Origin of the sequence: Occallatibacter sp., assembly GCF_035317045.1 — a bacterium.
In the GTDB taxonomy this organism is placed as follows: Bacteria; Acidobacteriota; Terriglobia; order Terriglobales; family Acidobacteriaceae; genus Telmatobacter.
In genome coordinates, this window is the sequence record NZ_DATHHT010000039.1 from 108,255 (window position 1) to 121,574 (window position 13,320).

11 protein-coding genes and 1 other RNA gene are annotated in these 13,320 nt (G+C 59.2%); 5 read left to right on the forward strand and 7 right to left on the reverse strand.

The genetic code is table 11. The features are described from left to right. Positions 1 to 73 precede the first annotated feature (73 nt). Both VK574_RS18840 and VK574_RS18845 read right to left on the reverse strand, forming a co-directional pair. Positions 74 to 589 carry a hypothetical protein gene (locus VK574_RS18840; RefSeq protein ID WP_472801419.1) on the reverse strand — a complete coding sequence of 172 codons (516 nt, stop codon included), beginning with the start codon at positions 587 to 589 and terminating at the stop codon, positions 74 to 76. A 112-nt stretch (positions 590 to 701) separates the two neighbouring features. After that, positions 702 to 1,697 (reverse strand): alkaline phosphatase family protein, encoded by a 996-nt coding sequence (locus VK574_RS18845; RefSeq protein ID WP_472801420.1) that lies wholly within the window; start codon positions 1,695 to 1,697, stop codon positions 702 to 704. Positions 1,698 to 1,841: 144 nt separating this feature from the next. Here VK574_RS18845 and VK574_RS18850 point away from each other — a divergent pair, with 144 nt between their 5' ends. Continuing rightward, positions 1,842 to 3,173 carry a flavin monoamine oxidase family protein gene (locus tag VK574_RS18850; RefSeq protein WP_472801421.1) on the forward strand — a complete coding sequence of 444 codons (1,332 nt, stop codon included), beginning with the start codon at positions 1,842 to 1,844 and terminating at the stop codon, positions 3,171 to 3,173. A gap of 191 nt (positions 3,174 to 3,364) precedes the next feature. Continuing rightward, entirely contained in the window at positions 3,365 to 6,796 is a 3,432-nt protein-coding gene (locus tag VK574_RS18855) for a S41 family peptidase (RefSeq protein WP_472801422.1), read from the forward strand. A gap of 108 nt (positions 6,797 to 6,904) precedes the next feature. Here VK574_RS18855 and VK574_RS18860 read toward each other — a convergent pair whose 3' ends face one another. The 5 genes from VK574_RS18860 to VK574_RS18880 form a co-directional block, all read right to left on the reverse strand. Then, a complete protein-coding gene (locus VK574_RS18860; protein ID WP_472801423.1) occupies positions 6,905 to 7,840 on the reverse strand; it encodes a hypothetical protein in 936 nt (311 codons plus the stop codon). Positions 7,841 to 8,036: 196 nt separating this feature from the next. Next, positions 8,037 to 8,234, reverse strand: coding sequence for a toxin-antitoxin system HicB family antitoxin (locus tag VK574_RS18865; protein ID WP_472801424.1), 198 nt, complete (start codon positions 8,232 to 8,234; stop codon positions 8,037 to 8,039). A gap of 262 nt (positions 8,235 to 8,496) precedes the next feature. Beyond that, complete coding sequence (locus VK574_RS18870) at positions 8,497 to 8,694, reverse strand: hypothetical protein (RefSeq protein ID WP_472801425.1); 198 nt, start codon at positions 8,692 to 8,694, stop codon at positions 8,497 to 8,499. A gap of 639 nt (positions 8,695 to 9,333) precedes the next feature. Beyond that, positions 9,334 to 9,588, reverse strand: coding sequence for a hypothetical protein (locus VK574_RS18875; protein ID WP_472801426.1), 255 nt, complete (start codon positions 9,586 to 9,588; stop codon positions 9,334 to 9,336). A 100-nt stretch (positions 9,589 to 9,688) separates the two neighbouring features. Further along, positions 9,689 to 10,123 (reverse strand): dUTP diphosphatase, encoded by a 435-nt coding sequence (locus VK574_RS18880; protein ID WP_472801427.1) that lies wholly within the window; start codon positions 10,121 to 10,123, stop codon positions 9,689 to 9,691. Between the two features lie 60 nt (positions 10,124 to 10,183). Here VK574_RS18880 and rnpB point away from each other — a divergent pair. From rnpB to lipB, 3 genes are all read left to right on the forward strand, one after another. After that, an RNA gene (rnpB, locus tag VK574_RS18885) (RNase P RNA component class A) lies at positions 10,184 to 10,613 on the forward strand. A gap of 1,320 nt (positions 10,614 to 11,933) precedes the next feature. Next, entirely contained in the window at positions 11,934 to 12,320 is a 387-nt protein-coding gene (locus VK574_RS18890) for a hypothetical protein (RefSeq protein ID WP_472801428.1), read from the forward strand. A 57-nt stretch (positions 12,321 to 12,377) separates the two neighbouring features. Continuing rightward, a complete protein-coding gene (lipB, locus tag VK574_RS18895; RefSeq protein ID WP_472801429.1) occupies positions 12,378 to 13,217 on the forward strand; it encodes a lipoyl(octanoyl) transferase LipB in 840 nt (279 codons plus the stop codon). Positions 13,218 to 13,320 lie beyond the last annotated feature (103 nt).

Genomic DNA, 13,320 nt, shown 5'->3' on the forward strand with positions numbered 1-13,320 from the left:
ATAGAGTGGCTGCGGTCCACTCGCGTGCCTTGACCTTTCAGACGCACTGCCGGGAGCAATCGAGACTTCACCTCTAAATCGGCCGCGGGCTGGTGTTGTGGGCGTCGGTTACGTTGTCCGGTTGATCGGTAAAGGATTTGCCCGCATGATAAGCGAATTTCTGGTCTTTTCCGTCGATCCTGCGGATCGCGTCCATGGCTCCGTCATCCCAGGTAACCCTTGCCTCACCATTTACATACGCCCAACGTCCGTGTTCCCGATGAAGGGATCGCCAAGCTCCGCCATCGTCGTCCAACGTGATGTAAAACTTGCCCCCGGAACCGTCGCCAACCTCCCACTTACCCAGGAAATGGCCGCGGGGCGGAACTCCGGGAGATGTCGGAACTGCTTCGCCGATCGGAACGCCGCCCGATCCCGAAAACTCCATGCGGGCGACGTCGGCGAGATTGAAGGTCTGGCGGTGGCCGTCTTTGAAGACGATTACGATCTGGCCGGGAGCAGCTTTGCTAGCGTGGGTCTGGGCGGTCGCAGCGACGACTCCCAGCACCAGGACCGCACATGTGGCGAATCGGACGACAAACTTGCGCATCGTGTTCTCCTTCGGAATGAGCGGATAAGATGGCAGACCCGCGCCCCCATTATCTACGGGGACGGCGGGTTCGGGGTTCCTTCATTTCGCGAGAATTACCGCTGAATGAGTTTCACGGAAAGACCGAGAAGAGTGATCGCAGATCAGTCTCGCTTCCGGCGTTGCGGATCAGCGGGGTGACTCCGAAGATTTCCTGGATCGTTCGCAGGGTCGAACCGTGGGTGTAATAAGTCGAATTGGAGTAGTGATTGCCCTTGGCGTAGGGCGACAGCACGATCATCGGAATTGGACCATCCCCTTTTGCAGCCTCGTCCCAGGTGATGAAGAGAACTCCGCCGCTGCGATAGGCGGTGGAGTTGAGGATCATGGGGACGTTTTTCTTGAGCCATTCATCGCCGTGGGCGATGGCGTTGCCGCCACAACTGTCGTGCATGTCGTTGCACATGTCAGGGGTGATGAAGTTGTAGCGGGCTACAGTGTTGTTCTCGAGATCGTGCGCGAGCTGCGTGAATTGCCGGATGTGCGAGATGCACACCGTGGATGAACTCGAAAGGTGGCTGGTCTGGTCGTCAAAGTAGACAAACGGATTGTGGCGGGACTGGTAGATTTGGCTTCCGCTGGAGTCGACCGGGCCTTGGTTGTTCAGCGGGCAACTGGTCGCGCTAATGTACTCGTCGTAGGAGCGCCAGGAGATTCCGGCATTTTCGAGGAGTTTTACCAGGTGATTGCTGGTGGTCTGGTTATGCTGTGAAGGAGGTCCGTCATCGTGGATGCCGAAGCTGGTGCCGGCCTCGAGCCAGAGGTAGTTCGGCAGGCTCGGGTGGTTCCCCGGAGGGTTGTTGTAGTTGTTGGCGTAGGAGGCCATGGGCAGAAGGGTGAAGTTGATGTAGGGAGCTTCAGGATTGCCCTTGATGTTGAGGCTGCCATCACCGGTCCAATTGTGATTTTCCATCAGGATGATGAAGACAGTCTTGATGTGGTGGAGAGTAGTCGTGGCGTCGGGCTCGGGTTGGACGGGGCCCGCCTCCTGTGCAAGTGCGAACAAAGAGAAGGTTAGAGCACAGGCGACCAAGAGGCTGCTGCGGGTTTTCTCGCGAATTCGGAACATCACCGCTCCTTAATGGGAAGATTTTGATCGCGGCGCTCGATGGCTGGACCGCTACAGGAGTTAGATGGCATCCGGCGGTGGTGTGAGAGGCGGTGCTGTGAGCGATTTCAAGTGCTGCGGAAACGCTGCCGCATCTAAAGCGATATGAACGGCAGATCGAAGCGCATCCTGGTGGTCGGCGCGGGTATGGCGGGGCTGGCTGCGGCGCGGTTCCTCGCGGAGTCCGGCCGCAAGGTGCTTGTGCTGGAAGCACGCGATCGTGTCGGCGGGCGCATCCGCACCCTGCGCGAACAGGGCGAGATTCTCGAACTCGGCGCGGAGTTCATTCATGGGCATCCGCCCGAGCTTTGGGAATTGATCCACGAGGCCGGGCTGGAGACCTATGCCCTGGATGGAAAGGTCGTTTGTCACAGACAGGGCAGGCTCAGGAAGTGTGCCGAGCAGAACGAGACCTTCCGCTTCCTGCATGGGCTCAAAAAGTGGAAAGGAACCGACCTCGCGTTTGCCGATTACCCGGCACTCGAAAAGCTTTCGCCAGAGAAGCGGGAAGAAGTCGTCAACTATGTGCAGAGCTTCAATGCGGCCGATTATCGGAAGATCGGCGTGCATGCTCTCGCCGTGCAGCAGCAGGCTGAAGAAGAGATTGGAAGCGACGAGATTTTTCGCGTCCGCGAGGGATACGACCGGGTGCCGGAGTTCCTTGCCGGCAAGGTGCGGGAAGCCGGCGGCCGCATTGAGCTGTCCCGGACCGTGGAAAAGATCGAATGGGAACGCGGGCGCGTTTCGGTCTTTGTGCGGGACGGCGGCGAACTGGCCCAGTATTCGGCGGATCTGGCCGTGATCGCGCTGCCGCTGGGAGTCTTGCAGCAACTGGGCGTCCTGATTGACCCGATTCCGGATACCTTGCTCGCGGCAAACCAGCTTGCCATGGGACCGGTGCGGCGGTTCACGCTTGTGTTTCGCGAGCGCTGGTGGGCGACGCTGGACCCGGTGAAACTGCCGAAGCTCAGCTTCCTCTTTGCACAGGATGCGATGCCGCCGGTATGGTGGACGGCACATCCCTGGGAAGCGCATACCCTGACCGGTTGGATCGGTGGACCACGATCCGCTGCATTTGATCAGTTCACCCGCGAACAGGTTGGCGATGCCGCATGCAAGGAACTCGCGAAGGTCTTCGCGCTGCCGCTGGACCTGCTGCGCAGTCAACTGATTTGTTGCGCGACGCACGACTGGCAGGCCGATCCGCTGACCTGCGGAGCCTACAGCTATGTGCCCGCGGGCGCGCTTGACGCAGTTTTGAAGATGGCAACGCCGGTGCAACAAACGCTCTATTTTGCGGGAGAACATACCGACACAACCGGCCACTGGGGCACCGTGCACGCGGCCATGCGCTCCGGAATACGCGCTGCCAAACAGGTGCTGGTCGAAGTGAAGACGCAGGCGCCCGAGGCGTCCGCAATCGCGGGTCTGGGCTGACGGTGTGGGCGAGGCGTCAAGCCCAATTCCCTCTGAAAACGCGAATCATCTGGATCCTCCGACCCTGAGCAGCCTTCCTGGTCACAATTCGGGGATCGTTTCCCGGGCTGACGTCGTACGATACTCTGGCGCAGCTTTTCCTGACACCTCTTGACCCCAAATCTGTGAGACCTCACGCCTTGGAGGGCCTGATGATTTCCGCTCGTACCCGGTTAGCGCTTGTTGTGCTGGCGCTTGCCACGCTTTCCCCGATAGTTGCAGCCGCTCAATCCTCCACCAGTTCCGCTTCCGGTCAATCGCCACTGCTTTTGCGCAACCCCTCCCTCTCGAAGGACAAGATCGCCTTCCTCTATGCCGACGACGTTTGGACCGTGAACCGGCAAGGTGGCGAGGCCGAGCGGCTCACTTCAGACGGCAAGGTCGCCGCCGGCCCGTTCTTCTCGCCCGACGGATCGGAGATCGCCTACTCCGCGCACCTCAATGGAAACGTCGATGTGTACGTGATGCCGGCAGGCGGCGGCGTGCCGCGACGCATTACATGGCATCCGGGCGGGAGCGTAGTCGTTGGCTGGAAACCCGACGGCAAAAACGTGCTCATCACCAACGGCGCGATCAGCTTTCGCGATTTCCTGAAGCTTTCGACGGTGCATGCCGACGGCTCAGGCATCCCTGAGCCACTGCCCTTGCCCTCTGGTGTACAAGGCTCCTATTCCCCGGATGGACTGTCCATCGCTTACCAGCCGATCACCAAGTGGGAACAAGCCTGGAAGCAGTACCACGGCGGCCAGACCACGCCGATCTGGATCGTCAACCTGAAAACGCTTGAGTTAGTGAAAGTGCCGCGCGAAAACTCCAACGACTCCGACCCCGTATGGGTGGGAAATTCCATCTACTTTCTGTCGGACCGCAGCGGGCCGATCTCGCTCTTTAAATACGACACGGATTCGAAACAAGTGAGCCAGGTTGAGCCAAACAAGAGCTACGATCTGAAGTCGATGCAGGCAGGGCCGGACGGCCTCGTGTATGAGCAGTTCGGCTCCATTCATCTTGTCGATACCGCGAACGGCAACGATCATCTGGTGCCGATCCAAGTGCATGGGGAGCTGGCCAACCTTGCACCGCACATCGAAACCATTCGCCCCGACGAAATCAGGAATGCCACCCTCTCCCCAACCGGTGCGCGCGCGGCATTTGAAGCGCATGGCGAGATCTTTACCGTCCCCGGCGAAAAAGGCGATACCCGCAACTTGACCAACACGTCCGGCTCGGCGGAGCGCGATCCCTCGTGGAGCCCCGACGGCAAAACCATCGCCTACTTCTCCGACGCATCCGGCGAATACCAGCTCTACTTCCGAGACCAGACCGGGTTCAAGCCGCCAACCGTGATCGACCTCGGGCCCGATCCCAGCTACTACTACAGTCCGACCTGGTCGCCGGACTCAAAGCATCTTGCCTTCCTTGACAAGCACAACCGCCTTTGGCTCGTTGACGTTCCTTCCGGTAAACCCGTTCAGATCGACAAGGCGCTCTACAGCACGTTGGGCTACAGTTTCAACGAAGTCTGGTCGCCCGATTCGAAGTGGATCGCCTACGAACGCGACCTGGAGAATCAGCTTCACGCCATCTTCCTCTACTCGCTCGAGACGCATAAATCGACGCAAGTGACCGACGGGATGAGCGACGCCTCGAGTCCAGCGTTCGACCTGAATGGCAAGTACCTCTACTTCATCGCATCGACGGACGATGGACCTTCGCACGCCGGCATCGACCTCTCGTCGCTCGATCGCGCCCAGACCAGCGCGCCCTATGTCGTCGTGCTCGCCAAAGACGGAGCGTCGCCGATTCCACCCGAGAGCGACGACGAAAAGATCAAGGAAGAAAAGAAGGACGAGCCCAAGCCGCCGATTGCCGACGACAAAAAGGATGCGAAGGCCGACGATAAGGACAAAGACAAAAAAGCCGGCGACAAAGACACGGCCAAATCTGACGATAAAGATAAAGACAAGGACAAGGATAAAGACAAGGACAAAGACAAGCCCGTAAAGGTCACCGTCGATCTCGAGGGCATCGGCAATCGCATCCTGTCCTTGCCCATTCCGCCACGAAACTACGGTGCCATCGCCGCCGGAAAAGCTGGCGTCATCTATCTGCTCGAGGGCTCGCCGTTCGGCCGCGCCTCAAGCTTCCAGGGCTCCGGCATCCATTCAGTGTGGCGCTTCACACTAGAGAAGCGTGAACCGGAGATCGTCCTCAGCGACGTCGATGCCATCCAGATCTCGGCCGACGGATCAAAAATTCTCTACGCGCGCAAAGGTGGATGGGCCATCGCACCGGCCGACGATCTCAAGCCCGGCAATGGCAGCCCCGGCAAGCCGCTGAACCTCGGTGGAATGCAAACCATGGTCGATCCGCGCGCGGAGTGGCGCCAGATTTACCACGAAACCTGGCGCATCCAGCGCGACTTCCTCTACGACCCGAACACCCACGGCCTTTCTGTCCCCAAGATCGAGGCCAAGTACAAACCCTATCTTGATGGCCTCGCCTCGCGCGCCGAGTTTACCTATCTCTCGACCGAGATGCTTGGCGAGGTGAACATCGGACACATGTTCGTCGGCGGAGCGCGATCGCACGATGACGGACCGAAGACCGGCCTGCTGGGCGCCGACTACAAAATCGAAAACGATCGCTATCGCATCGCCAAAATCTACGGCGGCCAGAACTGGACGCCCGGCCTCACCTCACCGCTCACCATGCCCGGCGTCTATGTCAAGGAAGGCGAATATCTGCTCGCCGTCAACGGCCGCGAACTGCATGCGCACGACAACCTCTACCAGTTCTTCGACGGCACGGCTGGCAAGCAAACCGTTCTCCATGTCGGCCTCAATGCCGACGACAAAGACGCGCGGGATGTCACCGTGGTTCCGGTTGGCGACGAGACCGGATTACGCAACCTTGACTGGATCGAGAGCAACATCCGCAAGGTCAATGAACTCTCCGGTGGCAAGGTGGCCTATGTCTACATGCCCAACACGGGCGGATCGGGCTACACCAACTTCAACCGCTACTTCTATTCGCAGCTCAACAAGCAGGCCCTGGTGCTGGATGAGCGCTGGAACGACGGCGGCCTGATTGCCGACTATGTCGTCGACGTGCTCAAGCGCTTCCCGCTCTCCGGCGCGATCGAGCGCGACGGCAAGGCGATTCACGACCCGGTCGGCGCCATCTTCGGGCCCAAGGTCATGCTGATCAACCAGAACTCCGGCTCCGGCGGCGACGCCATGCCGTGGTACTTCCGCAAGGCGGAGATCGGTAAGCTGGTGGGCACGCGCACCTGGGGCGGCCTGGTGGGCATCGGCGGATATCCTCCGCTGCTTGACGGCGGCTTCGTGATGGCTCCGCGTTACGCCATCTATGGACTCAAGGGCGATTGGGAAGTTGAAAACCACGGCATCCCGCCGGACGAAATGGTGGAGGAGTTGCCCAAGGACATCGCCGCCGGCCACGACAAGCAACTCGAAACCGGCGTACAGATGGTGCTTCAAGAATTGAAGGAGCACCCGATTCCGGCGATTCCAGTTCCGGCCTACCCGAACTACCACAAGAGCGACGGACTGGGAAAATAGAGTTCGAGCAAGGCCCGGGTCTTTTCCGCGGACAAGATCTGGGCTTTGCCTGCGCAAATCCGGCCGGCCCATGTGAATTACGATATGCAACCCTCTAGTTGCTGATATCTATTGAGCGATCTGGATTAAGCCGGCGATTGCCGCATAAGGCCTGCCCGGCTTCACGCTGGCTGGGTTCCCTGGCTCGGCGATTCGTTCTGCTTTGACATGCGGACCGACGCTGATCTGGTTGGCAATGGAGATATCGCTCACGGCGGCAGACTTTCCCGGACGAAGTTCACCGAAGCAAGCCTCAAGCTTCTCCGCGTCGACGAAAACTGCACCAATCTTTTCCAATCCCATCCGCTTGAAGTGCGGTGCCGTGCAGGTACCGGGGCTGCACAGCTTCCAGATCAGGTCTCTCTTCAGCATCGCGATTTCCGGCTTCTCCGCAATCGCCACCGCCACCGTCAGCGGTCGATACCACGCCAGAAAATCAAATGCGCGCCCGCAGTCGACAATCACCATCGCGGCCCAGCTGTCGACGCGCCACGGCGGCGTTGCCGTACCCATCCGGTCTTTGTTTTGATCGACGAAATAGGGGTTCCTGCACCTGCCGCCAAACGTCGGATACACCAGCACGTCGCCCGCCTGCATGAGCAGCTCCTGCGGCTTCTTCATCGTCTCGCGTGGCTTCGCTCGGGCTATCGGGGCCAGGACGCGCTCGCGCACTTCGTCGAGCACCTTCTTCCGCTTGCGCAGGTCCCCGGGCTGCATTCCCATTTTCTCCAGCATCGCAAGGTCGCGGTTGTTGTCCATGATCTCCAGCGCAATCTCTCTCGCCCGTTTGTTCTCGATACCCCGCTTCGCAAACTGGTCCGCGACCACCAGCCAGAACGTTGTGTGGTCCACGTCATCTGCACGGTCCGCGGCGCAGCGTTCGCTCTCGCACAGAATCTCCAGCAACCTGTCGCTGTCAAACGGCAGTTTCGCGACGGCGCCAATCGTGCTTCGCAGATCGAGTGCAAAGTCTCCCGCGTACAGCCCTGTAGCCCAGATCCCCATACCGCCTCCCGACTTTCAGATTGTATGCAGAAGTTCCTGGGAAATTCGGCATGACCAGTTTGGCAACCTCGACCGCACGCAGACTTCCCCGCGAATCAGGTCCGCACGAGGGCATTCCAGGGGGTTGTTTTGAGGTCCCTTCAGGCGGACGAGTTTCGGCGGTCCGGGTGGGGTGTGTCGCTGGCGACTGCACATTTCATTCGCGTTGACACTCGGAGGTATCGCAATCCACAGGCTGTTGCATGTCGAACCGGATGATTTTTTCGGCGACCGCCATAACGATGAATTGATTGACGGAGATGCCTTCATCCCTGGCCAGGATCCGTAATTCTGCACGCATTGTTAACGGCAGTCGTAGTGGAAAGCAGTTTGCATTCTTCTTGCTGTCTGGCATGGCCCTAGTTCACCCGCAATTCGTGGGTAGGGCGCACCAGCGCGTGCATTGACAGCTCACAGGAGTGTGAGTAGATCAAAAGCCTAATGCGCAGAGGAATGACAACTTATTGTCGCACGAGTGACGAGCAGAAAGAATATTAATGTTAGATACAAGACATAACAAGTAGCAGCGTTGCTATCTAGCTCTCTATACGCAACTTAGTGGTTCGTATCGATCACCTTTTCAGGACACATCCTGGCAGCCCGGTGTTTGGCGCGAGCTATTGCCGGGGCAGATTGGGAAGGCTGGCCAGCAGAGATGCATCGTCGAGGGAGTCGATCATGTGCAGTTCGGCTAGGCGAACGAGAATGACTCGTTTGGCCTCAATCACCGCCGGATCGCGGGGACCAATGGCCTCCTCCAAGCCTTTGAGGCTCTCGCAAACCGCAGCGAGAAGGTCCTTGTGTTTTGTGATCATTGCGCTCGCGTTTCCAAGCGCCGGATTGATGGCTCCTTATCAAGCTCTTGATCTGGACGGGTTGTATCCAGGGCTTCTACGCGGGGGCCCTTGCGCGGCAAAAGGACGTGTTCGGGCTCGAGACCTCTGGCTGCAGCAACTCTGCCAGCTTGCTCGGATTCAAGGCGTTCGATGGTGCGGATGAGCGCGAGCCTGAGTTCGAACAGGGAGGCCTCGTTGGTTTCGAGACGGCCGTAATACTCAACGAGCGCTAATGTGCGGTGGAGGAGTTCGCACAGGACGGAAGAGGATTCCTGAGGATTGTTTTGGGATCCCATGTGATTAGACCTCGGCAACAAAGGGATGCGTACCTCGTATGGAATCAACATAATCATGGGAACTCGTTGAGTGCAAGAAAAATCGTACGGCTAACGTAGCGTTATCGGGGTTACCACGATGCAATATGTACGGCAGCGTACACAATACGTATTGGTGGCTATTACAGAAGATCGACTTGGTCCAGGATGACGACGGTCTGCGACGGACTAGCTCTTTATCCAGGTGGTTGTATCTATGGGCTTTCCTGGTTGGTGCGGGGAGGCCAAGAAGCGGCTTCGAAATGCCAAGGGGCCAGAAGCACTTTAGTTGTTCAGCGGAATCTTAGATCCGCAGAATCGGCCATTTGCCGCTATCGCGTCGGACCTTGAAGATTCGGCCGCGTACGTCGAGACGATAGATCCCATCTGGCGGCGATTGGTCGGCGCAATCGATCCTAAGGCTGGTCGAGACAGCATTTGCGGACGTCCCAGGGGTCAGCCTTGTCACCAGCGACACCGTGCACTTGTATTGGACTGCATCTCCGGCTCCCCGAAGAGTGCCTGGAAACACATCGGTCTTGTCGGTGCCCCTTTTCATTGCGTGCTTACTATTCTAAGTAGACATTGGTTGCGAAGACACTCCCTGAACCAGAACCGTCACGGCCTGACCTTGCCGACCGACCAACGTGGTATCGGAATCAGCGTCCAGAACTGCCGAATCCTTTGCCGAGGCGTGCCGACTCTTCCAGGGTTTCGACTTCCTGGACAGGACCGGTGAGGATCGGGACTGGAATCATTTGGGCAATCTTCTCGCCAGCCTTGATTTCAATTGCGGCCATGCCCAGGTTGGTCATCACGATCTGCACTTCCCCTCGGTAACCCGCATCGATCACGCCCGCGGTGGTGGCGATGCCTTTCGAGGCCATCGACGAGCGGTCGCGCACCAGGAGGCCGAGTGCAGTGCCGCTTTCGGGGTGACGCGCTTCGACGGAAATGCCGGTGCGGACGCGGATCGTCTTACGGGGTTCCAGCAGGACAGTCTCGATGGAAAACACATCGTAGCCAAGGTCTTCGCCGGGGTGAGCCACGACGGGCAGGCGGGCGCCCGGTTCAAGCAGTTTCACGCGCAACATGTGCTCATGGTAACGGGCCAGAGAAGATGGGGTTGTGGATTCGGGGTACACTAGGGCTGGCAGGAGGACCGGGCGGTCGCTGCCGGGATTGGCGCAAGCGAGTTCCGGGGGAGGAAAGTCCGAACTCCGCAGGGCAGTGTGCCGGATAACGTCCGGGATGTGCGCTTCAAGGCGCATAGACGGCCAGTGCCACAGAAAACATACCGCCCCGGGAATTTACGTTCTCGAGGTAAGGGTGAAAAGGTGCGGTAAGAGCGCACCGCTCCGACCGTAAGGCCGGGGGCAGGGTAAACCCCACATGGAGCAAGACCAAATAGGGAGGGAAGCAGCCGCGAAGAGCCACGCGGCGCTGCGCATCGGCCCGATGCGTTCAGGCGGCTCGAGCTATTGCCGAAACCTCCGGGTAGGTCGCTGATGAGCGTAGCGGTAACGCTGCGCCTAGAGGAATGACCGCACACGACAGAATTCGGCTTACAGGTCCCTCTGCCGAATTGTCATGGTGTCACGGTGCGTGATCCGCGCCGTGACGCCGCCAACAACTGAAATCTCTTCCCGCAACAGGCAATCGAGATTCCCTGACGTAACCGAGCCCGCACGATTTGATTGCAGATTCGATTTGTTGCTGCGTATACTCAAGGCTCCCTACCATGAAGACCCGCTGGTCGATCGCCGGAGCTCTACTTTTCGCCCTAGTGTTGGCGCCGTCTGCGCTGCGGGCGTCGGCGAGACCGATGGGAGCATCTTCATGCCATGTGTCGAAGGCGCAACTCCACTCCTCCAATCGCGCCGGCAAACGGGCGGGCGGGAGTTTGGTCCAGTTAGTGGCTTTCGCACCGGGACATCACACCCCGGCGCCCCGGCTGCACCGGATTCGCGGGAAGAAGATCAGCGTCCAGGGGAGCACGATTCTAATGCTCCAATGCTTTGCGCCGACACGCTATCTCGTCCCGGATGTATCGTCCGGACTGCAAATTATGGACGGCCCCAACCCGTCCCGCGGCCCCCCCTCGCAGTTCTCCCTCTAAGCCCGACCTTGACCCTTTGAGTACGACACCGGCAGCCGTGGTGTATCGGTCCTCAGTCTCCAGATTGGTTCAAGCAATCCGTATGTGTTGGCCAGATGGGCCAGGGATGTATCAAATTCCCTGCCATCGACGATGCTGGCGACGCACAGAAATCGAAGAAGAAAGAACAAGTTTGGGATCCCTCAACTTCTTGCCTGGGGGAACCAAATGGACTAGATGCCAGACCTCCAAATGGGAACTAGTCCAATGGGGTTGGGACGCTTGGGGAAGGCAGTTCCAGCCCGTCTATGTCCAGAGCCGGCACCCTGCCGGCAGAGGACAGCGCACGTTGCGGCATCCGCAAGGGTGCCGCAGCCTGCGGATTCACCCGATCTTACTCGTGGAACGAGATCATGCAATTCCATCTTTATTGCGTGAGAGGGCCAGCGAAACACCCAACCCAAATGGATCATTTGCCTGCGATGCCATAGCAGAGTGGGAACAACTGTCGCGAGCACGACGGGAACGAGCAACGCTGGAGAGCCGCGTACCAGCGGAAAACCGGGGCAAGGAAGGAGAGAACTGCGGAGATGTGGCCTGGTTCGCGACGCCATCCGGCGATGCAAGTGAAGACATGCGTAAGCCCAGCGGAACGAAGAAGGCTCAGGTTAGCACACGCCTCGAATTGAGTTTGCTGCGAACTGGGCTGTGGTTGTTGTGAATCGGGCTGCGTTTGCCCAACATCCATTGGATACTGATTGTGGCGAAATTCAGCCAGACTCGATCTCAAAAGCCAGGAGCTGCCCGTGAAGATTGTTGCAACGATTGCCCGCTATCTGCTGGGAGTGATCTTTCTCTTCTTCGGTTCGAACCTGTTGTTCCACTTTCTGCCCAATCCCCCGCTGCCGCCGGGACCGATGGCGAATTTCAGCACTGCGATGGCAGAGTCGCACTACACCATCTTGGTCGGGTTCTTTCAAGCGGCGCCGGCGATTCTGTTGCTGATCAACCGCTATGTGCCGCTGGCGCTGACAGTTCTAGCGGCGGAGATTGTGAACATCATAGTTTTCCACATCACGATGGCACCGAGCGGGTTGCCCATGGCCCTGGTGGTGTCGATCCTGTGGCTACTGGTGTTTCTGCGGGTGAAAGGCGCGTTTACCGGGATATTTGAGCCGACGCCGCAGCATTGAATTTGGGAACGATGTGCGGGATTACGTTCCTCGCCTGCGTACCTACAATAGGAAGTGATGATCGAGTATCTCTATCTGGGTCGTGTGGGGTACGACGAGGGATTGCGGCTGCAGGCCGAAGTTGCGGCTCTGCGGCTCGCGGCGCGCGTGGACAACACGCTGCTGCTGCTGGAGCACCCGCCGGTGCTGACGCTGGGGCGGAACGCGCGGCGGGAGAACGTGCTTGCATCAGATGAATTGCTGGCGCGACGTGGAGTTACGTTGCACGAGATCAATCGTGGCGGCGATGTAACCTATCATGGGCCGGGGCAGCTAGTGGGCTATCCCGTCTTTGATTTGCGCAGTTTGGTGAATGCGAAGGGCGGCCGGCTGGGGCCGGTGGACTTTGTGCGCATGATGGAAGAAGCGCTGATCAGGCTGTGCGGCGTGTATGGCGTACGCGCCGGGCGGATTGCAGGACTGACGGGGGTGTGGTGCGGTGGTCCTGCGGACGACGGGAACCTGGACGCGAGCAAAGGCAAAGAGAGAAAGATCGGGGCAATCGGAATTCACGTTTCGCGCGGAATCACTTCGCATGGGTTTGCGTTTAACGTGACGACGGACCTGCGGGATTTTCAGCTAATCAATCCGTGCGGCATTACAGACAAGCCTGTGACGAGCCTGGAGCGGGAGATCCCGGAGGGAGTGAGTTTGCCGAGACTTGAAGAGATGGCGCACAAGGCGGCGCGGCAGTTCGGGCAGGTTTTCGCGCAGCAGGTGCTGGCGGTCGAGAGCCTGGATGCGCTGCGCGCGCAGGCGGCGGCGAAGCGGGAGTTGCCGGCGGAGGATACACCACGGCAGGTTCCGGCCGAGGTGGAGCGGCTGCATGGCGATCCGGAGCGGCCGGTGCGGGCCTGAGTGGGACTGCGTAGGTTGGGGGCGAGCGGTATGGGCTGCAATTTATAATCCGGCAGGAACCGATTGCCATCCCACGGACGAAGGCCTGCCCGCGGGGACCGTG